The sequence below is a fragment of the Hymenobacter convexus genome (genome assembly GCF_030580955.1).
Classification (GTDB): Bacteria; Bacteroidota; Bacteroidia; order Cytophagales; family Hymenobacteraceae; genus Hymenobacter.
Window position 1 is genome coordinate 769,235 of the sequence record NZ_JAUQON010000001.1, and the last position, 22,722, is coordinate 791,956.

The following is a 22,722-nucleotide window of genomic DNA, read 5'->3' on the forward strand; positions in this document are numbered from 1 at the left end:
GGTAAACGGTTCGGCTTGTTTACCATTAAATGCGCATGGAAAACGTCATTAACACACTCTATATCCAGAATTTCAAGTCGATTCGGAGTGCCGTGTTACATCCACGGCGCGTCAATCTCATCATTGGTCAGCCCAATGTGGGAAAATCGACGGTGCTGGAAGCCATGAGCTTGCTGGGTGGGTTGCCGTTCGAAAAGAAGAAAAAATTCCTGAGCAGCTTCGTGCGCTACGAGAAGCCGGCGCACCTCTTCCACGATGGCGTGATGACGCACCCCATTCGTATTGAAACCGACCGCGACATTTGTCTGCTGGGGCACGAAAGCAAAAGCAAACGTTTCCGCTACGGCGTGTTCAGCCAGGCCGTGTATCGCCTGTTGCGCGCCCAGCTGGGCCTACCGCTGCTGGAAGGCCGCAGCAAAACCCGCACCGGCGATGACTCGCTGCTGCTTGACCGACTCTATCCGCACTTGTCCACAACTGCGCCCTTGCCCGAGCCCGGCTTTCTCTATACCGAGTTCGACCGGCACGGGCTGATGGACCAGCCCGGCGAGGACGGTCATTTTGTGACGTCGAGTCCGGCGTGGCAGCCGCGGGCCGTGAAAGCCTACCGCTACAAGCCCGGTGCGCACATCGACCGCCGCTACGCCGATGCCTCCCTGCGGCCGCCACACGGCAACAACCTAGTGCAGGTGCTGGAGCAGCACGCCGATTTGCGCCAGGAATTTGCCGGTCTCTTTGCCGAGCGCGGGCTGCGCATGCGCGTGCGCCCTGACACCGGCCGTTTTGAGGTGATGAAGGAAGTTGACGGCCTGAGCTTCGCCTATCCCTATTCGGGCAGCGGCGACACGCTGCAGCGCTACGGCTTCTACTTGGCGGCCATGGAATCGAACCGAAACACGATAATTCTGCTTGAAGAGCCGGAGGCACACTCTTACCCACTGTATGTGTCGCAGCTGGCCGAGCGCATTGCCACGCAGCAGGACAACCAGTTTTTCGTAACCACCCACAGCCCGCATTTCTTCAGCGAGGTGCTGGAAAACATGGTGCCCTACGAAAACCGAGTGCCCGAGCTGGCCGTGTTTGTGGCGTACTACAAGGATTTTCAAACCAAAGTCCGACAGCTTTCCGACGAAGAAGTGCGCGGCCTGCGGCGCGACAGCCTGGATGTGTTCAACAACCTCGGCGACCTGGAGCAGGAGCGCGTGGCCCTGCGGAAGGTGGGGTAGCGGTTTCAAGGATTAAAACAAAAGCCCCGGCCTGATTTCAGGCCGGGGCTTTTTCGTTCTGGCTAGCTTGTGATACAGGGTTTAACCCGCACCGCCGTCATGTCTCGGCCAACTCGACATAACGGGCCAGGACGCTTTCCGCAAATTAACCTCGTCTTTTGCCCAACGTATAAGAGAGCATTCGATAATCCTGTTCTGCCTGTGCCTGCTTTCCCCAACAACGCATTCTCGCTCGAATACCGTGCTGACTTAGGTGTTCTCATTGGCCGGTGGCTGCAGGCGCTGCCCCCGCCCGAGGTGCAGGGAACGTACCAGGCCATGTTGGCGGCTGCTAAAGAACACGGCAACTGCCGGTTTTGGCTGTTGGACCTGCGCCGCCGCCCCCTGGACGGACCCGACCTGAACGAGTGGTTTCGCGACCAGTTTTCTCCGCAGGTGGCGGCCGAATTGGGTGGCCCGCTATTCACCGCCTACCTCGCGGGCCCTCACCAGCAGCTGGCCGCCGAGAGTGCCGAAATGGAGGAACGCATGCGCCAAGCGGCCACTATCGACTCGTATCCGCTGTTTTACAACGACGAAGCCGAGGCCATGAGCTGGCTGCACGACCAGCAGGAGCGGGCGGGCCTGCTGCCCAATGACCCGGACGAAAAACGGCCACGCTAACCCTGTGATTCGGGCGATGAAGGCGGTGCGGAGGATGGAAAATGGCGGCCGGGCTGCCCCGTTAGCCGGCAAACCGTAGCTTTGCGCCGCATCATCCCACCCCCCTTTTTATATGAAGCAGGCCCTCGAAGAAGCCACCGCACCCGACGTAACCGTGGCGCACCCCCACGAAGACCCCCACGGCATCCAGGACGTGCTGCGCCAGCTCGGCGTAGCGGCTGACAATGCGGCCTACAGCACCGGCCGCGCCTGGGGCGGCAGCACCAACGCGGAGCGCCGCGTCATCAACGCCCCGGCCGATGGCCGCCGCATTGCCAGCGTGGCCTTCGCCACGTTGGATGATTATGAAACCGTTGTTAAAGCTGCGCAGGAGGCTTTCCAAACCTGGCGCCACGTGCCGGCGCCCAAGCGTGGCGAAATCGTGCGCCAGATTGGCAACAAGCTGCGCGAATACAAGGAGCCGCTGGGCAAGCTGGTGAGCGCCGAGATGGGCAAAATCCTGCAGGAAGGCCTTGGCGAAGTGCAGGAGATGATTGACATCTGCGACTTCGCGGTGGGCCTCTCGCGCCAACTGCACGGCTTCACCATGCACTCGGAGCGCCCGGCGCACCGCATGTACGACCAATACCACCCGCTGGGCCTGGTGGGCATCATTTCGGCCTTCAACTTCCCGGTGGCCGTGTGGAGCTGGAACGCCATGCTGGCCGCCGTGTGCGGCGACGTGAGCATCTGGAAACCCTCCGAGAAAACGCCCCTGACGGCCGTAGCCGTGCAGCACATAATTAAGGACGTGCTGGCCGAAAACGACATTCCCGAAGGCGTGTTCAGCGTGATTATCGGCGATGCCAGCATCGGGGCCGCTATGGCTGCCGACCGGCGCGTGCCGCTGGTGTCGGCTACGGGCAGCACCCGCATGGGCCGCAAAGTAGGCGAAGTGGTGGGCGCCCGCCTGGGCCGTGCGCTGCTGGAGCTGGGCGGCAACAATGCCATCATCGTCACCGAAAACGCCGACCTCGATATTGCCATTCGGGCCATTGTGTTTGGGGCGGTGGGCACGGCCGGGCAGCGCTGTACCAGCACCCGCCGCGTCATCATCGAAGACAGCGTGTATGAGGAAGTGAAAAACCGCTTGCTGGCTACTTACCCGAAACTGCCCATCGGCCACCCGCTAAAAGAGGGCACGCTGGTAGGCCCGCTCATTGACGGCGACGCAGTGAAGATGTTCACCGAAGCCCTGACCAAGGTGCAGGCCGAAGGCGGCAAGCTGCTCACCGGCGGCCAGGTGCTGAGCGGCGCCGAGCTGCACGGCGGCCACTACGTGCAGCCCGCGCTGGTGGAAGTCGAAAACCACTACCACACCGTGCAGGAAGAGACATTTGCACCCATCCTATACCTCATCAAGTACAGCGGCGACGTGCAGCAGGCCATCGACCTGCAGAACGACGTGCGCCAGGGCCTTTCCAGCAGCATCTTCACGCTGAATATGCGCGAGGCCGAAGCCTTCCTGGCCGCCAGCGGCTCCGACTGCGGCATTGCCAACGTGAACATCGGCACGAGCGGTGCTGAAATTGGGGGGGCCTTTGGGGGCGAAAAGGAAACCGGCGGCGGCCGCGAGTCCGGTTCCGACGCCTGGAAGGTGTACATGCGCCGCCAGACCAATACCATCAACTACTCCACGGAATTGCCGCTGGCACAGGGTATTAAGTTCGACGTGTAAGGCAAGCGGGATGCAGCTGCTCAGTCGGTGGGCGGCTGCATCCCTTGAGCGCTTTTGGCGAAAACTTTGTAAATAATAAAGTTGAAAGCCGAGGGCAAGGGCATGGCCGTGCACATAACGCTTGTTGTGGGAATGAACACGGCCCCGAACATCACCACGGCCGCCAGATGCCGCAGGTTGACGCGTGTGAGGTAAGGGCGTAGCAGGTAGAGGCTGAGCAGGAAAACCGGCGTGCCGTAGGAAATGCTTCGGGTGACATCGAACACCAGAAACGACCCCAGAAAAATGGGCATGAGGGCGAGCAGCAGCAACAGCAGCAGCCGATAAGCCCGCAACGACAGCAAAAGCAGCAGTGAGGCGACCAAAATCACCCAAAACGACTCCAATCCGCTAAAAAGGGCGGTGTCGAGGGTGCCCGCCAAGGCATTCAGGGCCAACGCCGAAAATCCAACGTAGCCATCGACCGTTTTTAGATGAAAGACGCTGGCCAGCGACAAGCGAATGGCCACGTACAGGCCGATGCCCAGCAACAGGGCCAGCACTTGTGGGTTGGCCACCACGCGTTTCAACAACAACCCCCAGCTTTTCTCGTGCAACAAGTCGCTGTTGCGGCAAGCGTGCCAGAGCATAACGATGGGAATGGCCACAATGGTGCGCTCGTCGTTGAAAGCCCCCAGCACCATCAGCGGCGCCAGTACCAGGGGGGAGCGGAAGAGCATCATGAAGACCAACAGTGCGTACGAAAAGGCGTCGAGCAACGTCAGAACATCGGTCAGATAAGCGCAGCCAAAGTAGGTGCAGCTGAGGCCTAAGAGCAAAAGGGCGGTGGCCAGCCGGTCCTGGGTGATGTCGTGTAGCAGCTTGGTCAGCGCATAGAGCATGAGCAGGCCAAAAACGAACTGCAGCCCCAAATAGCCGGCCGAAGGAATGTGCAGTCCCTTCAGCAGCAGGGGCACCAGCAGCCGGAAAGCCATTTTCGACTGGTGGCTTTCGGGGGCGAAGTTGGTTGAGCCCAGGGGTTCGCTCACCTGCTTATCGAGGGCCGTGAAGATGTGATTTTCACCGCTCTTAGCTATTGCATAGCGATAATAATACTGATAGCGAGGCGTTTGCATTACTCCAGCCATCACTACGCATAGGATAACCACCTGAATTTGCCAGAACCTGGAGCCCAGCAGCTTCTCGGCAAATCGGTAGAAGGAAACGAGGGGGCTTAGGATTTGGGCTGCCGTCGACTCATCCGTCGTGTTTTCCATGAAGAATAACTATTGTGCTTGTTTCTTCCGGAAATCGCCTCGGGAGAAGTGCTTTTCGATGAGGCAATACATCATGATAAAGAAATAGCGGGAGCCCATCTCCTTGATTTTGAGCTTGCTCTCGCCGTATTTGCGGTTGGTCCAGGAGTTGGGAACCACGGCGTAGGAGTAGCCCCGCACGATGGCCTTCAGGGGGAGCTCTAGGGTGAGGTTGAAGTGCGGCGACAAGAACGGCTTGAGCCCCTCCATGGTGTGGCGGCTGTAGAGCTTGAAGGCGTTGGTGCAGTCGTTGTATTTGAGCCGGAACAAGGTTTTGACAATGGCGTTGGCCACGCGGTTGAGCAGCTTTTTGTGGGCCGGGTAATCTATCACCCGGCCCCCTTTGCCCCAGCGCGAGCCAAACACGCAGTCGTAGCCCCCGCCGACCATGGTGCGGTAGTAGCGCACTAGGTCGGCGGGGTCATCAGACAGGTCGGCCATCATCACGGCCACGCAGTCGCCGCTGTAGCGCTCCAGACCGTAGCGCACGGCGTAGCCGAAGCCGTTGGGGCCGGCGTTGGTGTAGTACTGCAACGTGGGAATCTCCTGGGCCAGGGCTTGCAGGCGAGCCAGGGTGCCGTCCTTGGAGTTGTCGTTGGTGACGACAATCTCGTGGTCAATGCCTTCCTCTACCAGTTTGGCGTGCAGTGTGTGCAGGGTTTCCCCGATGCTGTCCTCTTCGTTGTACGCCGGAATAACAACGCTCAGCTTCATGCGGGTTGGCGCTGGCGCAGCTCGTTGAATATCTGGGTGAGGGTGGCCGTGAGGCCGTACTCGAACTGCCAGCCGGGGTAGTGCTCCTGGAAGCGGCGCACGTCGGACACGTACCAGATGTGGTCGCCAATGCGGTTTTGCTCCGAGTAAGAGTAGCTCATCTTGTTGCCCGTGATGGTTTCGCACAGGGCAATGGCCTCCTGCATCGAGCAGTTGGCGAAACGCCCGCCGCCGGCGTTATACACCTCGCCGCCCGGGCGCGGGGCCTGGTAGAAGTGCCAGAACATGTTCACCAGGTCGTGCGAGTGGATGTTGTCGCGCACCTGCTTGCCTTTGTAGCCAAACACGGTGTAGTGCTGGCCGGTGATGGCGCACTTCATCAGATACGAGAGGAAGCCGTGGAGCTGCGCGCCCGAGTGGCGCGGCCCCGTGAGGCAGCCGCCGCGGAAAACGGCCGTTTTCATCCCGAAGTAGCGTCCGTACTCCTGCACCAGCACATCGGCGGCCACCTTGCTGGCCCCGAAGAGCGAGTGCGTGGTGTGGTCGATGCTCATGCGCTCGTCGATGCCGTGGGCGAAGTAAGGGTGGCTTTCGTCGATTTCCCAGCGGGTTTCGAGCTCCACCAGGGGCAGGGCATTGGGCGTGTCGCCGTACACCTTGTTGGTGGAGGTGAAGATGAACACGGCCTCGGGGGCGTGCTGGCGCGTCATCTCCAGCATATTCAGCGTGCCGTTGGCGTTCACCGTGAAGTCGGTGAACGGCTCGCGGGCGGCCCAGTCGTGGCTCGGCTGCGCGGCGGTGTGCACGATGAGGGCAATGTCGGTGCCGTATTCCTGAAAAATGGCTTCCAGCGCGCTCACGTCGCGGATGTCGGCCGTGTAGTGGCGGTAGTTGTCGAAGCTGCTCTGCAGGCGGGCCCGGTTCCAGTCGGTCGAGGCCTGCTCACCGAAAAAGTAGCTGCGCATGTTGTTGTCAATGCCAACCACAACGTCAAACTTATCGGCAAAGAATTCGACGGCCTCGCTGCCAATCAGGCCACCGGCACCGGTTATGAGTACAACTTTCATCGGGATATACGCTTGATTTTGAAAAGGAATGAGTAAGGTTAGCCCAGAATAGGCTTGAGCTGGGCCTCGTTTTCGCGCAGCCAGTGGTACACATCGGTCACGATTTTCTCAGCCGAGCGTTGGGGCGTCCAGCCGGTGAGGGCGGTCACGCGGGAGTTGTCGGTGAGGTAGAGCTGAATGTCGGCCTGCCGGTTTTCCACCTGCGAGCTGATGGGCACGGTATTGCCCGTCACGCGCTGGCAAATGGCCGTCAGCTCCTGCAGGCTCACGCTGATATCGCGCCCGCCGCCCACGTTCAGGGTTTTGCCACTCACCTGGTCAAGGTTTTCGAGCTGGTATTTCACGAGGTCGAACAAGTCGTCAACGTGCAGAATATCACGCACCTGCTTGCCCGTGCCGCCGAAGCCGAAGTAGCCCAGCGGTTGCTTCCAGAAGTGCCGGGCCACCCACAGCACAATCACGCCCTGGTCGACCTTGCCCATCTGCCAGGGGCCGGTAAGCACGCCGCAGCGGTTAATCACCGTGCGCATGTTGTAGAAATGGTGGTATTCCTGAATCAGGTATTCGGAGCACAGCTTGGTGGCGCCGTAGAGCGAGCGGTAGCCTTCGAGGGGAAAATCTTCGGCCAGGCCGCGCGGCGAGATGCCGGCAATGGGCTGCTCGGCGCTCACCTCGAAGCGGGTTTCGGCCTCCACGGTCTGGATTTTGTCGATTTGGTTAATCGGGTAAATCCGGCTCGTGGACAGAAACACAAAAGCCGCGTTGTGCTGGCGGGCGTAGTTCAGGCAATTTACCGTGCCCGTCAGATTAGTGTTAATCAGGTAGTCGGGGGCCGAGGTGAGGCCGGCGAGCACCGACGGCTCAGCCGAGGCTTCGATGACGGCTTCGACGGGCGGCAGGGCGTCGAAATCTTCCTTGTTGCGGATGTCGCCGTGCACAAACTCGACGCCGGCGGCGCGCAGCCGGGGCAGGTTCAGCTCCGAGCCGCGCCGTTTGAGGTTGTCGAGGGCAAAGATGCGGCAATCGGGATAGGCTTCGCGGAAGCGTAAGGCTAGGGCAGAGCCCACAAAGCCGGCACCGCCGGTAATGAGCAAGGATTTTAAGGACATAGAATAGAATGGAATTATAATGTAAACTTAGGAGCAAAGGTCTTAAAAGTAGGAGATTTTTGATAAATATCTTTAAATCACCTATCTGTGTGTTCAGGGGTGCCTGTTGATATTGCCTTGCTTTCTCCCGCGTTAAGCGGATATTGCACCGGACAATTACTCAACCTTTACATCGCCGTGGCCTTTGTAAACCAGTCCGCTGGCGTCCGTCACCAAGTAGTAGAGCCGGTACAGCTCCCGGGGTTCGAGGCCGGCTTTGGTGTAATCGAGGGCGTAGGTGAGGCCGGAAACAACCAGCGCCTGGGGCGCGATACGGAGCATGGCCCGGTACTGGCGGTTGACTAAAACGGCCCGCACGGTGAATGGGCCGCCGCTGGCACTGCCGGTGCGAGGGCCGATGGCCCAGCTGGCCTGGCCGCTCCACGTCGGATTGGGGTAAGCGGTGGTGTAGGCGATTAACTCCGGCCGTTGCGGGCCGTTCAGGTCAAGGTTGGCATCGGCGAAAAGCGCACGCTCCTGCTTGTTCCAGGTGGCGTCCGTGGTCCAGTCGGTATAGTCGCGCGGGCCGGTCGGCACATTGTTTCCCTGGCGATAAGTAATACCCTCGCCTTCCCCAAAATCGATGATGGGGTTAGAGTCGGAGGTACTGCAGCTCCATAGCGTGGGCAACAGCAGTAGGGGTAGGAAGCGACGGCGCATGTTAGTGGAGAAGAGGGGATAGTTAGGCATCAAAGGTAAAGAACCGGTAAATTGCACTGCGCCCCCGACTGCCGGCGCCGGCCTGCAACCCTGTGGGCCGGGCCGGGGTCCTTTATTCGCTTAAGCATTCTAACCCCGCCTTTCTCTGCACATGGAAGCCGCCGTTGCCTACGTTGACATCAATGCGCCCCTGGTGGAGCGCTGCCGCCTGAACGACCGCCAGGCCCAGGCCGAAATCTACCGGCGCTACGCCAAGGCCATGTTCAACGCGGCCCTGCGCATCACCGGCGACTATGCCGAGGCCGAAGACGTGCTCCAGGAGTCGTTTCTGAGCGCCTTTCGGGAGCTGAGCAGCTATAAAGGCGACTCCTCGTTTGGAGCCTGGCTGAAGCGCATTGTGGTGAATAAAAGCATCAATTGCCTGCGGCAACGGCGCCTGGCGCTGGTGCCACTGGGCGAGCAGCACCACGAAGAACCCGCCGAAGCCGCCACCCTCTCGCCCGACGACGAGGCCGACACCCACTACCGCGCCGACGTGCTGCGCCGCTGCATTCAGGAGCTGCCCGACGGCTACCGCGTGGTGCTGAGCCTGTACTTACTGGAAGGCTACGACCACCTGGAAATCGCCGGCATCCTGGGCATTTCCGAATCAACCTCTAAATCGCAGTATAGCCGGGCTCGGGTGCGCCTGCGCGAGTTGGCCGCCCAGCGCGGCCTGAGTTAAACTATTACCCTTATCCATTCATTACGTTAACGTATTTCCACCCTACTCTTCATCCTTATTTCGCCTGGCAGCGGCCCCACCCAATTATCCCCGCCGCCCCCTGAAACCTGGAAGAACCGTGCGTCTGTAACCCTTTCATGAACACGAATAAGCCGAATTCTTTAGAAAGCTTCGTCGAGCGGCACCGCGCCGATTTCGACACCCACGAGCCGCGCCCCGACCTGTGGGCCGCCCTCGAACAGCAGCTGGCCGAACCCGTGGCCGCGCCCACCATGCGCCTGGCCACCGAGCCGGTTGCGCCCAAAGTAGTGGAGCGCGCCAGCTGGCTGCAGCGCTACGGCGTGGCCGCGTCGCTGGCCCTGCTGGTATTTGCCGCCGGCGCCAGCGAGGCGTGGAAATCGAACCACACCACCGAGGAGGTTACAGCCATTGCTGCACCTGCCAGCGCCAGTACCTCGAACGCAACCGCTGAAAACGACGCCGCGCTCTACCAGGGTGGCAACCCGTTGGCCATTTCGGCCGCTGAGCGCAGCACCGGCGCCGACAGCCAGCTGGTGCGGGCCGTGCGCGGCATGGAAACCTACTACACCAGCCAGCTGGCCCGCCGGCAACACGAGCTGAGCGAAGTAACCGGCCCCGGCATGGCCAGCATGAACGCCGACTGGCAGCGGGAACTCGTGTCGCTCGATTCGAGCTACCGCCAGCTCAAGGCCGAGCTGCTGAACCACCCGCAGCCCGATGCCGTGCTCACGGCCATGAACCGCAACCTGCAGGTGCGCCTCGACATCCTCGACCAGCAGCTGCACCTGCGCGCTACGGCCGCCCCGGAAGAACGCAACACCAGTTCTTTTGTGCTGGCCGATAGCCGGCGCCAAGCCGAATGAGCAAGCTGACAGAGGGCCCGACCCGCCGCCGGGCGGCAGCCTTGCTGCTGATGGCAATGGCCGCGCTGCTGTGCTGCTTGCCCGGGCAGGCGCTGGCCAAACGGGCAGTAGCGGTTACGCCGTTGGTTATCGGCCCCGCGCCAGTGTTTAATGCCTTTGCAGCTGAAGAATTTGCCGTTGGGAAGCAGCAAAACCCGGTGGCCGACCAGCCCAATGGGGAAGCCGGCATCCTGCAGGCTGAGCAGCGGCGGCGCCTGAGCCGCAGCTACAGCGTGCCCAAAACCGGCCGCCCCTTCTCGCTCGAAACGCGCTACGGCCGGGTACAGGTCAATACCTGGAACAAGCGTGAAATCAAGGTGGAAGCCGAACTGGTGGCGCGCTCCGAAACCGAGGCCGGCGCCCGCCAGGTGCTGGACGCGCTGGGCGTGCAGTGGCTGGACTACGACGCCCGCACTGGCGGCGTGGCCGTAAGCACGCAGTTTGGCCCAGCCCTGCGCGGACGCCCGGGCGGCTGTCGCTACGAGGTGAACTACGTGGTGTGGCTGCCCCACACCACGGCTTTGCGGGTGCACAACAACTTCGGCGAAGTCAATATTGCCGGCGACCTGAGCGGCCCCACCGAGCTGGCCGTGGACTACGGTACCCTGCGCGCCAGCCGCCTCGATGGGCCGCGCAACCTAGTACGCATCGGCAACGGCGACTGCACCGTGGCCTTTGCCGGCCGCGCCAGCATTGATGCCAGCTACGCCCGCCTGCGCCTCGACGAAGGCACCACCGTGGACCTTCGCAACAACTTCTCTGATATTGATATCGGTACCGTGCAGGATTTGACGGTGCACAGCAAGTACGGCGATGTTGCCCTGGGCACCGTACGCAACCTGCGCGGCTCGTCGGGCTACTCGCGCTTCACCATTGATAAGCTGAGCGAGGGCCTGGACATGGCCCTGCGCTACTGCCCCGACTTCGTGGTGCGCGACATGGGCGCCAACTTCCGCCAGGTGAACCTGGACGGTGGTTTCAGCACCATCCGGCTGGGTTTTGCCGAGGCGCCGGGCTTTCGCTTCGACGTAAGTACCGAACAGGGGCAGCTGCTGGTCGACAAGAACTTCGTGCGCGTGCTCTCGCAGGAAAACGGACCGCAGACCAGCGACGTGCTGGGCGTATTTGGCGGCGCCGTGCCAGCTCACAACGCCGGGAATGTTAATATCAAGGTGAGGTATGGGACCGTGCGGTTCGTGAAGTAGGTAAGAACGTCATGTCGAACTGGCCGAGACATCTTGCGTGCGTCGACTGTCATCCTGAGCGCAGCGAAGGACCTTATCACGTCAAAACGATTTGCAGTAATCAGGACGAAGCAGCCGTTATAAGGTCCTTCGCTGCGCTCAGGATGACAGTCGACGCACGTTGAGGCCTTACTTTGCCCCGTGCTTCGTATCCTGCTTCTTTGCCTGCTGGCCGGCCCCGCGCTGGCCCAAACCGCGCCCGCTGTGCTCACTGCCTCCACTTCCACCACGAAAACATACGCCCTGCGCCTGCGGCCCGGCGACGACCTGCGCCAGTCGCTCACCGCGTTTATCAAGGCCAACAATATCCGGGCCGGGGCGCTGGTGACGTGCGTGGGCAGCCTCACGGTGGCCACGCTGCGGCTGGCCAACCAGGAAGGGCCCAGCGTGTACCGTGGGCATTTCGAGATTGTGTCGCTGGTGGGCACGCTGTCTACCAACGGCTCGCACGTCCACATTTCGGTGGCCGACAGCACGGGCCGCACCGTCGGCGGGCATTTGCTGGATGGCTGCCGGGTGTACACCACGGCTGAAATCGTACTGAGTGAGCTGCCGGAGCTGGAATTTCGGCGCGAACCCGATGCCACGTTTGGCTACCAGGAGTTGGTGGTTTACCCGGCCGCGTCGGCCTTGCCGGGGCCGGTTTCGGTGCCGCCGAAAAAAAATCAGCCGAAGGCTAAAAAATAGAGGAACTGAACATGAAGGGATAGCCGCAGATGATTATCATTGTGGCACTGTAGGCACCGCTGCTACGGCCAGCGGCCGGGAAGTGGCCTTCTCTGTTTCCTTCCCTTGTTCGTTATGTCTACTGTTATCCGCGGTGCCTCGGTGGCGCTGCTTGTGGCTGCCCCGCTGCTGGGCCTGAGCCAGCAAAACCCCAATGCCTGGCCCCAGCCCGGCCAGCTCATCAAAGAAGGCATTGCCCTGCACGACAAGGAGGACTACGCCGGCGCCATTGCCAAGTACCGCGCTGTGACGCCCGGCGACTCGTCCTACGCCACTGCCCAGAGCGAGCTGGCCCTGAGTTTGAGCGCGGCCGGCAAGCACGAGGACGCCGTGGCCGCCGCCCGGCGCGCCATTGCCCTCCAGCCCTTCGAGCCCCAGACCTACAACACACTGGCCAGCGCCCAGGAGGAGCTGAAGCAGCTGGACGCCGCCCGCACCACCTACCAGCAGGGCCTGCGCCTGTTCCCGTACAGCCAGAGCCTGTACTACAACCTGGGCGTGATGGAATTCGGTCAGCACGACCGGGTGGCGCCGGCCTTGGCCAACCTGGAGCACAGCATCGAACTGCGTCCGCTGCACCCCAACTCGCACCGCCTGTTGGGCTCGCTGGCCGCCGAGCAGGGCCAACCTTCGCACGCGCTGATAAGCTGGCTCACCTTCCTGGCCCTGGCCGACGACGGCACCACCAGCCACAGCATGCTGGTGAACGCCGAGCGTCTCTCCAAAGGCGAGCCCACGGTGCGGGACGAGGACAAGGAAAAGCCGCTGGCGCCCAACGATGCCTTTGCCGAGCTCGACCAGCTGCTGGAAAGCAAAATTGCCCTGCAAAAAAGTTACGAAAGCAAGGTGAAATTCCAGGCGGCGGTGGTGAAGCAAACCCAGCTGCTAGTGGAGAAATTTCCGGTGGACGGGCCGGCCACCGACTTCTGGATTCGGGCCTACGGGCCCATGGTGAAGGCCCTGCGCGAGGGCGACAACCTGACCACGTTCACCTACCTCATCCTGCAATCGGCCGACGATAAAAAGGCCGCGCAGTGGGTGAAATCGAATAAAAGCAAGGTGGAAGCCATGCTGAAGACCGTGCTGGAACCCCTGATGAACCTGCGCGGCCAGCAGCAGGTGGTGGGCGGCCCGGCCGGCCAGCGCCTCAAGGGCTGGTTCAGCGATGGCAAGCCGGAAGGGCTAGGGCCGGGCCGCAACGAGAAAGACAAATTCATCCACGAGGCCGGCGAGTGGATTTCGCTCAGCAACCAGGGTTCCATCGATGCGGTGGGGCGCTACAACGCGGCCGGCGAGCGCATCGGGCTGTGGAAAGTGCTGCGGCCCGACGGCACCGTGGAAAAGACGTTCCTCTACAACGACAAGGGCGAGCGCGAGGGCCTGGCCCACGAGTTTCACGCCAACGGCCAGCCGTCGCTGGATATTCCGTACCGGGCCGACAAGGTGGAAGGCACCCTGATTGCCTACAACGAGTGCGGCGCCCGCATCGGCAGCCGCACCTTCAAGGCCGGCAACCTGGAAGGACCCTACGCCACCTACTACGACACCGGCCAGCTGCACCTGCGCGCTACGCTGCACGACGACAAAGTGGACGGTCTGGAGGAAGGCTTCTACCCCGACGGCACGCCCGAATACACCACCATGCTGGTGAAAGGCGTGAAACAAGGCCCGTTCGTTACTTACTACCCGGATAAAACCCCGGAGAACAAAGGGACCAACGACAAAGACGAGCATGACGGCGATTACACCGAATACCACCCCAATGGCACGGTGAGCGAGCAGGGTCGTTACGCCCACGGCAAGCGCGTGGGCACCTGGCGCACCTTCCATGCCAACGGCAAGCCCAACGTGGAGGAAACCTACGACGACACCGGCGAGCGCCAGGGCACCTACCGCAACTTCGACGACACCGGCCACCTCTTCGCCGAAACCGAGTACGCCCACGGCCGCATCACCCGCCTGCGCTACTTCGACCCAGCCAATAAAGTGGTGCTCGACCAGCCCGTGAAAAAAGGCCGCGTGGCCGTGCAGACCCTCAATGCCAAGGGCCAGAAAGCCGCCACCGGCACGCTCGTGGACGGGCAGCTGGCCGGCGAGTGGAAGTGGTTTTACGCCGACGGCGGGGTGAAGGAAGTGGCGCACTACGACGACAAAGGCACAAAGAGTGGCGCTTCGGAATTCTACTACCACGGCGGGCAGCTGCAGCGCCGTCTGCAATACGGGCCCGACGGGCAGGAAAACGGCTATTACGAGCAGTATTACCAGGATGGACAGCCCTCGGGCACCGGCTACTACCTGGCCGGTCAGCGCCACGGCGCCTGGAAAGATTATTACGCCGATGGCCGCGTGAGTGAGGAGTACGAGTATTTCAAAGGCGAAGTGAACGGCCCCTCGCGCAGCTACGAGCCCGGCGGCAAGCTCACGCAGGAGCGCCTGAGCGAGTTTGGCACGCTGCGCCGCGTCGTTTCCTTTGATTCCACGGGCAAGGAGTTGAGCCGCGTGGAACTGAAGCCCGATAGCAAGGACCTGGACCTGAGCTACCCGAACGGCAAGAAATACTACCACGCCGCCATGACGTGCTACAACGGCAACGGCGTGGCCCTGTCGTACCGCCCCGACGGCAGCACCGAGTCGACCCTGACGCAGGTGGACGGCCGTCGCCATGGCCCCTACAAGCTCATGTTTGCCAACGGCAAGACCGAGCGTGTGGGCGAATACCGCACCGGCCGCCAGCACGGCGAATGGCTGACCTACTACGAAAACGGCCAGCTGAACCGCAAGGGCCGCTACCGCGCCGGCGATGAAGAAGGCGAATGGACCTTCTACTTCCCCAACGGCCAGGTGGCCTTCGTGGAGCACTACGAGGGCGGCGAGCTGCACGGCTCGAGCCGCCGCTTCAACCCGGCCGGCGAGCTGGTGGTGGAAAAAATGTACGAGTACGGCCAACTGGTGAGCTTCCGCGGGCCAGGCGAGGGCGCGCCCTTGCAGCCGCTGGTGAACCAGACCGGCCCCGTGGCCGTGGCCTTCGCCAACGGCAAGCCCGCCGCCGCCGAAACCTTCGACCACAACCAGAACACCGGTACGTCAACCTACTACTACGCTTCGGGTGAAGTGTTCCGCCGCTCAGCTTACGTGAAGGGCCTGCGGTCGGGGTTGCTGGAAAGCTTCTACCCCGGCGGCAAGCGCATGGAGGAGGAGCAGTACCTGCACGGCCAGCTGCACGGCCGCTGCCGCTACTACCGCCCCGACGGTACCCTGGAGCGCGAGGAAACCTACCGCAGCGGCGAGCGCCGCGGCCCCACCACCTACTTCGACGCCAGCGGCAAGCCCCAGCGCACCGAAGTGTACTGGAACCAGATGGTGTACGCCACGAAGTAGGACTAGGCCGTTTCCCGCAGTGGCCGCAGTGTCGTTCTGCCAGCAATGCCAGAACGATACTGCGGCCACTGCGCCAAACCACTGCGCGCACTGCGGGAAATGACTCTGCCCACTGCGGAAACGCTGAATGATAATACTTTTTAGCCAGCCGCTTTGTACATTGTGAGGCTTTTCTATGCCCCTGATTTTAAGCCATTCATTAGATGTATTCTCCCAAACTATTTCTCCCACTGCTCCTGCTGCTGGCCGCCGCCGCCCACGCCCAGGCGCCCAGCCAGGCCGTGACCGAGCTGAAAAAACAGTACCCCGGCGAGAAAGCCGTGTACCTGGAAATGCGCCAGGACCTGACCGTTGAAATCCGCAACGACTCGGTGCAGGTGCTGGCCCGGCACCACGCCGACATGCTACACCTCGACGAACAGTCGGGCATGTACGCCGACGACCGGGTGTTCAGCTCGCACTTCAACCGCCTGCAGAAGCTGGAAGCCCGCACCATGGTGCCGAATGGCGAGAAGTTCAAGACGGTGAAGGTGACGGAGTTCAAAGACAAGTTCGAGATTCAATCGGGCGTGTTTTTCGATGACACCCGTTCCACCTCGTTCTCGTTTCCGAACGTGACGCCCGGGGCCCGCACCATCACCGACTACACCGTGCGCCACGTGGACGCGCGCTTCGTGATGCCGTTTTTCGTGGGTTCCTACGTGCCCGTGAAGCACGCCGAGCTGACCATCACGGCCCCCAAGGGCGTGGTCATCGGCTACAAGACGTTTCACGCCGAAAACACACCCATCAAGTACACCAGGGAGGAAAAGGGCAACACCGTGGTGTACCGCTGGACGGCCGACAACCTGCCCAGTCCGCCCCGCGAAGAAGACGGCCCCGAGGCCAGCTACTACCTGCCGCACCTCGTTTTCTTCGTGCAGGAAGCCAACGTGAACGGCCAGACGCGCAAACTGTTGGCCGGCGTGCCCGAGCTCTACACGATGTATGCCGACTTCGTGCGCCGCATCGACCGGCAGCCCAGCCCGGCCCTGCAGCACCGCGTCGATTCGCTGGTGGCCGGCGCCAAAACCGAGGAGGAAAAGGTGCGCCGCATCTACTACTGGGTGCAGGACAACGTGAAGTACATTGCCTTCGAGCAGGGGCTGCGCGGCTTCATTCCGCACGATGCCGGCCTGGTGTACGCCCGCCGCTACGGCGACTGCAAGGACATGGCCAACCTCACCAACGACATGCTGCACCTGGCCGGCGTGAAAAACGCCTACCTCACCTGGGTGGGCACCCGCGACCTGCCCTACAAGTACGCCGAGCTGGCCACGCCCGGCGTCGACAACCACATGATTGCGACCTACGAGCCCAAGCCGGGCCAGTACGTTTTCCTGGATGCCACCAGCAAGCACACGCCCTACGGCATGCCCTCAGCCATGATTCAGGGCAAAGAAGGCCTGCTCGGCCTCGACCCTAAAAACAGCCTCGTAGTGCCTATTCCCACGATGGATAAGGCCCGCAGCGGTTTCGACGATGCCTCGGTGCTGACGCTGGACGGCACCACCCTGCGCGGCACCGGCAAGCTGAGCCTGGCCGGCTACACCAAAGTGAACCACAGCTACGGCCTCGACGGGCTGGACCGCACGGCCGAGCCCAAGTACATCAAGGCCCTGCTGGAGCGCGGCAACAACAAGTTCTTCGTCGACAAATACAGCATCGCCAACCTCGACGCCCGCGACCAGCCGCTGAGCATCAGCTACGACTACCGCCTGCAGGACTATGTGCAGAAAGTGGACGACGAGGTATACGTGAACCTGAGCCTGGAGCGCCCCTACGCCACCGACCGCATCGACTCGACCACCCGCAAGCTGCCGCGCTACAACGAATTTGCCCACACCGACCACACCCGCACCGAGCTGGTAGTACCAGCCGGCTACGAGGTGAGCTACCTGCCGCCCACCGTGCAGGCCCAGGGCGACGCCCTCGGCTTCAAGGTGAGCTACGAGCGCCAGGGCGACAAAATCATCCAGGACCGTGAGGTGTACGTGAACTACCTGCTGCTCCAGCCCAAGCAATTCGGCAGCTGGAACGCCGTGGTGGGCAAGCTGGGCAGCGCCTACCGCGAGGTGGTGATTTTGAAGAAAAAGAAGACCTAGCCGCCCCGTGGGGCATCAGGCAACCTTTCGTTTAGAATGATTATGTGGCGTATTTCCATCCTCGCTTTGCTGCTGAGCGTGCTGAGTCCGGGCTTGCTGGCGGCGCAGGCGCTGCGTTGGGAACGCACGTTTTCCGGGTTGGGCCATACTGAGGCTTGGGCCGGGACTGCCACCCCCGACGGTGGATTTGCCGTCCTGGCTACTTCATACGCCGGGCGGGGGCTGGACATGACCGATTCGTTGCGCGGCGGCAACGATATGTGGCTGATAAAATACGCCGCCGCAGGCACCAGGCAGTGGGACCGCCGCTACGGCGGCAGCCGCGACGACGAGGGTAGCGCCGTGTGGCCCACGCGCGATGGCGGCTACCTGCTAGCGGGCGAATCGACCTCGGGCCGTAGCGGCGACCGCACCCAGCCCAGCCGCGGCGCCTGGGACTATTGGGTGGTGAAAACCGATGCGCTGGGCAACAAAGAGTGGGACCGCCGCTTCGGCACCGATTCCATGGACTTCGTGAAAAGCTGCTGGCAAACGGCTGACGGCGGCTACATCATAGCCGGCCACACCTGGAACAATACGCCAAGCGCCACCCCGCCCCAGGGCGACAAGTCGGAACCGGGCCGGGGCGGGTACGACATCTGGATTATCAAACTTGATGCTCAAGGCAACAAGCTGTGGGACCGCACCCTCGGGGGAGAAGGCGACGACATTTTGGGCCGCGGCATTCCCACCGCCGATGGCGGCTTTTTGCTGGCCGGCGCAACGGCTTCGGCGGCCGGCGGCGACGTCACGCAGCCGCGCATCAATCCCAATGGTCCGGTTTACGAGGACGATGTCTGGGTGGTGAAGTACGACGCCGCCGGCACCAAGCAGTGGGACCGCCGCCTGGGCGGCGATGACGGCGAGGAAGCCCTGACCGTGCGCCAAACCCGCGACGGCGGCTACGTGCTGGGGTGCGTTTCGTGGTCGGGGCAAGACCACGACCACAGCCAGCTCAGCCGGGGCGGCAGCGACTACTGGATATTGCGGCTGAGCGCCACCGGCCAGAAAGTGTGGGACCGCCGCTTCGGCTCCGTGGAAGACGACGTGCCGCGCGACATTCTGGAGCTGCCCGGCGGCGACCTTGTGGTGGCCGGATTCACCCGCGGGCCCATCGGCGGCGATAAAACCCAGGCCAATTTCACGGCTTTCGACAACATCTGGATGCTGCGCCTCGCCGCTACCGGCGCAGTGCGCTGGGACCATGTCTTCGGGGGCGGCAGCGACGAGCTAATGGGGGCCCTGGTGCCGGGCGCCAATGGCAGCGTCATGGCCATTGGCACCTCGTCCTCGTCGGTGTCGGGCACCCGAACCCAGCCCCGACGGGGCGTGCTAGAGGCTTGGGTGGTAAAAGCCGATTCGCTGGGAAACCACGTGTGGGACCGGGCCGCCACCGGTAGCGGCGACGAAACGCAGACGGCCGTATTGCAAACCTTTGATTCCGGGTATCTCAGCGCTGGGTTCAAACAATCGGGGCCAGGGGCTGACGTCAGCTACTCAAACTATGGCACCCTGAACGACTGGTGGCTGGTGAAGCGCGACTCCCTCGGCGTCGCTCGTTGGGATACCACCTTTAGTGCCGAAGGCCGCGACGACTACCTGGCTTCGCTTCAGGAACTTCCCGACCACGGTCTGCTGGTAGGCGGCACGATGTTTAGCGGCGGCCCGGACTACTGTTCATCCCGCCTGCCGCTCGATGCGGATTTTGAAGTGTGGAAGCTGTCGGCGGAGGGCCGCTTCCGTTGGCAAGCTCAATTCGGCGGCTCTGGCGACGACTGGCTGGCCGAAGCCCGCCAAACGGCCGATGGCGGTAGCATCTTGGGCGGCACGTCCCGCTCCGGCAGCGGGCGCGACCACAGCGAAGCCAGCCGCGGCAGCACCGACTTCTGGTTGCTGAAAATCAACAACCGTCAGGCGCGTCAATGGGACCACCGTTTTGGCGGTTCCGGTCTCGACTCGCTGGTGAGTGTGCGCCAAACTGCCGATGGTGGCTACCTGCTTGCCGGCTCCACCACCTCGTCCGCTGGCGGCGACGTGACGGAGCCCAGCCGCGGCGGCGCCGATTTCTGGCTGGTGAAGGTAAACAGCCTGGGCGTGTTGCAATGGCAGCGCCGCTACGGTGGCCCAGGAAACGATTGGCTGGCCGCAGCGCGCCCCACCGCCGACGGCGGCAGCATTTTGCTGGGCACCACGTCCTCCGGCATCGGCGGTGAGATGACCGAGGCCAGCCACGGCGGCCGCGACCTCTGGGTGCTGAAAGTGAGCGACACCGGCTTGGTGCAGTGGCAGCGTCGCTATGGCGGCAGCGGCGCCGAACTGGCCGCCACCCTCGAAATCGACCCCGACGGCGGCTACATCATCGGCGCCTCCAGCACCTCGCCCGTGAGCGGCGACGTGACCCAGCCGAGCCGCGGTGGCACTGACTACTGGCTGCTGCGCCTCACCAGCAGCGGCACGCCCTCGTGGGATAAGCGCTTGGGTGGCAGCGGCGAAGATGTGCTCACCTGCCTCGCCACCACGCGCGGCTACGGGTACGCCGTGGGCGGCAAGTCCAACTCGCCCACCGCCAGCGGCGAGCACCAGTCCACCAATCAGGGCGGCTACGATTACTGGACCGCCGTGCTCGGGGCCCGGCGCGTGCCCCTGGCCACGGTGGCAAAACGCCCGGGTGCGGCGCTGACCCTGTTTCCCAACCCAACCACCGGCCATGTCACCATCAGCCTTGCGGGCTTGCAGCCCCAGGCCGCTCTGCGGGCGGAGGTGCTGAACGAGCTGGGCCAGGTGGTGCAAACCCAGGAGTTGCCTTTTAACCGCGATGCTTCCGGCTATTCGCTCGATGCAAGTACATTGGCTCCAGGCTTGTACGTATTGCGGCTCTTCACCACGCAAGGGCCAATTTCGCAGACGCTGGTGAAATATTAGTTCTTGATTCAAAAATAACTGTCTGCCAATCGTTTACTTATTGTTTTGCTACCCCTTCAAATGCGTCCCTTCCTCCTCGCCATTCTCCTGCTCATCGCGGCCGCTGCACCGGCCCAAACCCTGCCGCCCGACCTCATCCACGCCGGCTACAACTGGGACGTGGCCCGCAAGCAGCGCCTACCCATTTCCAAAGAGGAGGCCGAACTGCCGGCCATTATTCTGCGCGATTTCACGAGCATTGAGTACTACTACGACAAGTCGCGTAAGGACATGCGCCTGTTTGCCACCGAGCACCGCATTGTGCGCGTGAACTCGTCCGACGGCATCGAGCGGTTTAACAAGATTGTAGTGCCGGTGTTGGAAACCGGCGCGCCCGTCGACATCAAGGCCCGCACCATCAGCCCGCGCGGCGAGGTGCACGAGGTGAAAGCCGCCGACATGAAGGAGCTGAAGGACCAGGAGGGCGGCCGCGGCTTCCGCGTGTTTGCCGTGGACGGCGTGGAAAAGGGCAGCGAAGTGGAGTACTTCTACACCCGCGAGCGGCGCTTCAACCACTTTGGCAGCGAGGTGCTGCAAACCGACATTGCGGCCCGCGACGTGGTATTCGAGTTGATTTCGCCCGAAGCCCTGACCTTCGAAGCCCACGTCTACAACGGCCCGGCCGTGACCGTCGACACCACCATGACCGGCCACCGCGCCCTTCGCCTCGCCCTAAAATCGGTGCCGGGCGTGCGCGACGAAGCCTTCGCCAACGTGCCCGCCCAGCGCATGCGCGTGGAGTACAAGCTGGCCTACATTGCCAGCAAGGGCCAAGTGCGCCAGTTCACCTGGGCCGACGCCAGCCAGTTTCTCTACCGCAACATGACCGAGCTGGGCAAGGACGACGTGAAGGCTGTGGCCAAGGTGCTGGCCGCCGCCAAGCTGCCCACCAGCGGGCCGCTGCCCGAGCGCATTATGGCTGCCGAGAACTACGTGAAACTCAACTTTAACCTCGAAGAAGGCGCCAACCCAGCCTTAAGCCAGGTCGTAGCCACCCACAACGCCCCCGAAGCCGGCTTTACCCACCTGCTGGCCGCCATCTACCGCACGCTGGGCATCGATTATGAAGTGGTAGTGACGAGCGGACGCGAGGCCGCGCCCTTCGACGGCAGCTTCGATACCTGGAACTACCTCGACCATTTCGCGCTGTATTTCCCGGCCACCGGGCAGTACCTGGCCCCCGGCCGCCCCGAGTACCGCTACGGCATGCTGCCCGCCGACTGGACGGCCGGCTCCGGGCTGTTCATCAAGGGTGTAAAGCTGGGCAATATTGAATCAGCGGTGGGCAAGGTGAAGGAAATTCCGGCCCTCACGGCCGAGCAGAGCCCACAGAACATCGATGCCACCGTAACCTTCTCGCCCGATTTGAGCAGCAGCACCGTGCAGCTCCGCCAGACGCTGGGCGGCTACCCGGCCCTGCAAATCCAGCCTTTCTGGGCTTTAATTCCCGAAGCCAAGCGCACCGAAATCATGCAACAGCTGCAGAAAGGCGTGGTGGCCGACGCCACCAACTTCCAGAAAATGACTGTGCAAAACGTAGAACGCGGCGTGAGCCCACTCGAAAAGCCTTTCATCATCGAAGGCCAGCTCGACTCGCCTTCATTGCTCGACAAAGCCGGCCCGCGCTACCTCTTCAAAATCGGCACCCTGCTGGGCCCGCAAACCGAGCTTTACCAGAAGGAAGAGCGGCAGTTCGACGTAGAAAACGACAACAACCGCCGCTACCTGCGCACCATCCGTTTCGACGTGCCGGCCGGCTACACCGTGCGCAACCTCAACGACCTGAACGTAGACGTGAAAGCCGGTGCCGACGCCGCCAAACCCGACTACGATTTCCACTCTTCCTACGTACAGCAGGGCCAGACCGTGACGGTGACAGTAGACGAAAACTACCGCCAAATCCGCTGGCCCAAAGCCGATTTCGAAGCCTTCCGCGCCGTGGTAAATGCCTCGGCCAACTGGAACAAAGTGGTGCTGGTGCTGGACAAGAAAAGCTAGCGCCGCCTGCGCTGGACTGGTAAGAAAAGAACGTCATGCTGAGCGAAGTCGAAGCATCTCGCGTAGGGTAGTAACTTAATCGATTGGTTTACTAC

Annotated in this window: 16 protein-coding genes; 11 read left to right on the top strand and 5 right to left on the bottom strand. The window is 62.3% G+C overall.

All coding sequences use genetic code 11. The features are described from left to right. Positions 1-35 precede the first annotated feature (35 nt). The 3 genes from Q4S41_RS03080 (at position 36) to amaB (ending at position 3,606) form a co-directional block, all read left to right on the top strand. Positions 36-1,226, top strand: a complete 1,191-nt coding sequence (locus Q4S41_RS03080) for an AAA family ATPase (protein WP_305029629.1) — start codon at positions 36-38, stop codon at positions 1,224-1,226. Between the two features lie 201 nt (positions 1,227-1,427). Next, positions 1,428-1,889, top strand: a complete 462-nt coding sequence (locus Q4S41_RS03085) for a hypothetical protein (protein ID WP_305029630.1) — start codon at positions 1,428-1,430, stop codon at positions 1,887-1,889. A 112-nt stretch (positions 1,890-2,001) separates the two neighbouring features. Beyond that, entirely contained in the window at positions 2,002-3,606 is a 1,605-nt protein-coding gene (gene amaB / locus Q4S41_RS03090) for an L-piperidine-6-carboxylate dehydrogenase (RefSeq protein ID WP_305029631.1), read from the top strand. 20 nt (positions 3,607-3,626) lie between these two features. Here the strand turns inward: amaB and Q4S41_RS03095 are convergent, their stop codons facing one another. From Q4S41_RS03095 to Q4S41_RS03115, 5 genes are all read right to left on the bottom strand, one after another. Further along, entirely contained in the window at positions 3,627-4,862 is a 1,236-nt protein-coding gene (locus Q4S41_RS03095) for a hypothetical protein (protein WP_305029632.1), read from the bottom strand. A gap of 9 nt (positions 4,863-4,871) precedes the next feature. Further along, positions 4,872-5,615 (bottom strand): glycosyltransferase family 2 protein, encoded by a 744-nt coding sequence (locus Q4S41_RS03100; RefSeq protein WP_305029633.1) that lies wholly within the window; start codon positions 5,613-5,615, stop codon positions 4,872-4,874. Further along, the gene (locus Q4S41_RS03105; protein WP_305029634.1) at positions 5,612-6,682 is read right to left on the bottom strand and encodes an NAD-dependent epimerase/dehydratase family protein; all 1,071 of its coding nucleotides are present in this window, start codon (positions 6,680-6,682) and stop codon (positions 5,612-5,614) included. Before Q4S41_RS03105 ends, Q4S41_RS03100 begins: the two co-directional genes overlap by 4 nt. A 38-nt stretch (positions 6,683-6,720) precedes the next feature. Then, positions 6,721-7,791 (bottom strand): NAD-dependent epimerase/dehydratase family protein, encoded by a 1,071-nt coding sequence (locus Q4S41_RS03110; protein WP_305029635.1) that lies wholly within the window; start codon positions 7,789-7,791, stop codon positions 6,721-6,723. A gap of 156 nt (positions 7,792-7,947) precedes the next feature. Beyond that, positions 7,948-8,490: a hypothetical protein gene (locus Q4S41_RS03115; protein ID WP_305029636.1), complete on the bottom strand. Its 543-nt coding sequence runs from the start codon at positions 8,488-8,490 to the stop codon at positions 7,948-7,950. Positions 8,491-8,641: 151 nt separating this feature from the next. On the opposite strand from Q4S41_RS03115, the gene Q4S41_RS03120 reads away from it, so the two are divergent. From Q4S41_RS03120 to Q4S41_RS03155, 8 genes are all read left to right on the top strand, one after another. Beyond that, positions 8,642-9,214 (top strand): RNA polymerase sigma factor, encoded by a 573-nt coding sequence (locus Q4S41_RS03120; protein WP_305029637.1) that lies wholly within the window; start codon positions 8,642-8,644, stop codon positions 9,212-9,214. A 137-nt stretch (positions 9,215-9,351) separates the two neighbouring features. After that, positions 9,352-10,098 (top strand): hypothetical protein, encoded by a 747-nt coding sequence (locus Q4S41_RS03125; protein WP_305029638.1) that lies wholly within the window; start codon positions 9,352-9,354, stop codon positions 10,096-10,098. Further along, the gene (locus Q4S41_RS03130; RefSeq protein ID WP_305029639.1) at positions 10,095-11,342 is read left to right on the top strand and encodes a hypothetical protein; all 1,248 of its coding nucleotides are present in this window, start codon (positions 10,095-10,097) and stop codon (positions 11,340-11,342) included. The genes Q4S41_RS03125 and Q4S41_RS03130 overlap by 4 nt, the downstream gene beginning before the upstream one ends. Before the next feature lie 180 nt (positions 11,343-11,522). Beyond that, the gene (locus Q4S41_RS03135) at positions 11,523-12,068 is read left to right on the top strand and encodes a PPC domain-containing DNA-binding protein (protein WP_305029640.1); all 546 of its coding nucleotides are present in this window, start codon (positions 11,523-11,525) and stop codon (positions 12,066-12,068) included. A gap of 114 nt (positions 12,069-12,182) precedes the next feature. After that, positions 12,183-15,485 (top strand): tetratricopeptide repeat protein, encoded by a 3,303-nt coding sequence (locus tag Q4S41_RS03140; RefSeq protein WP_305029641.1) that lies wholly within the window; start codon positions 12,183-12,185, stop codon positions 15,483-15,485. Positions 15,486-15,688: 203 nt separating this feature from the next. Further along, a complete protein-coding gene (locus Q4S41_RS03145) occupies positions 15,689-17,629 on the top strand; it encodes a DUF3857 domain-containing protein (protein WP_305029642.1) in 1,941 nt (646 codons plus the stop codon). A 42-nt stretch (positions 17,630-17,671) separates the two neighbouring features. Continuing rightward, positions 17,672-20,590, top strand: coding sequence for a T9SS type A sorting domain-containing protein (locus tag Q4S41_RS03150; RefSeq protein WP_305029643.1), 2,919 nt, complete (start codon positions 17,672-17,674; stop codon positions 20,588-20,590). Positions 20,591-20,650: 60 nt separating this feature from the next. After that, complete coding sequence (locus tag Q4S41_RS03155; protein ID WP_305029644.1) at positions 20,651-22,627, top strand: DUF3857 domain-containing protein; 1,977 nt, start codon at positions 20,651-20,653, stop codon at positions 22,625-22,627. The last annotated feature ends 95 nt before the right edge of the window (positions 22,628-22,722 follow it).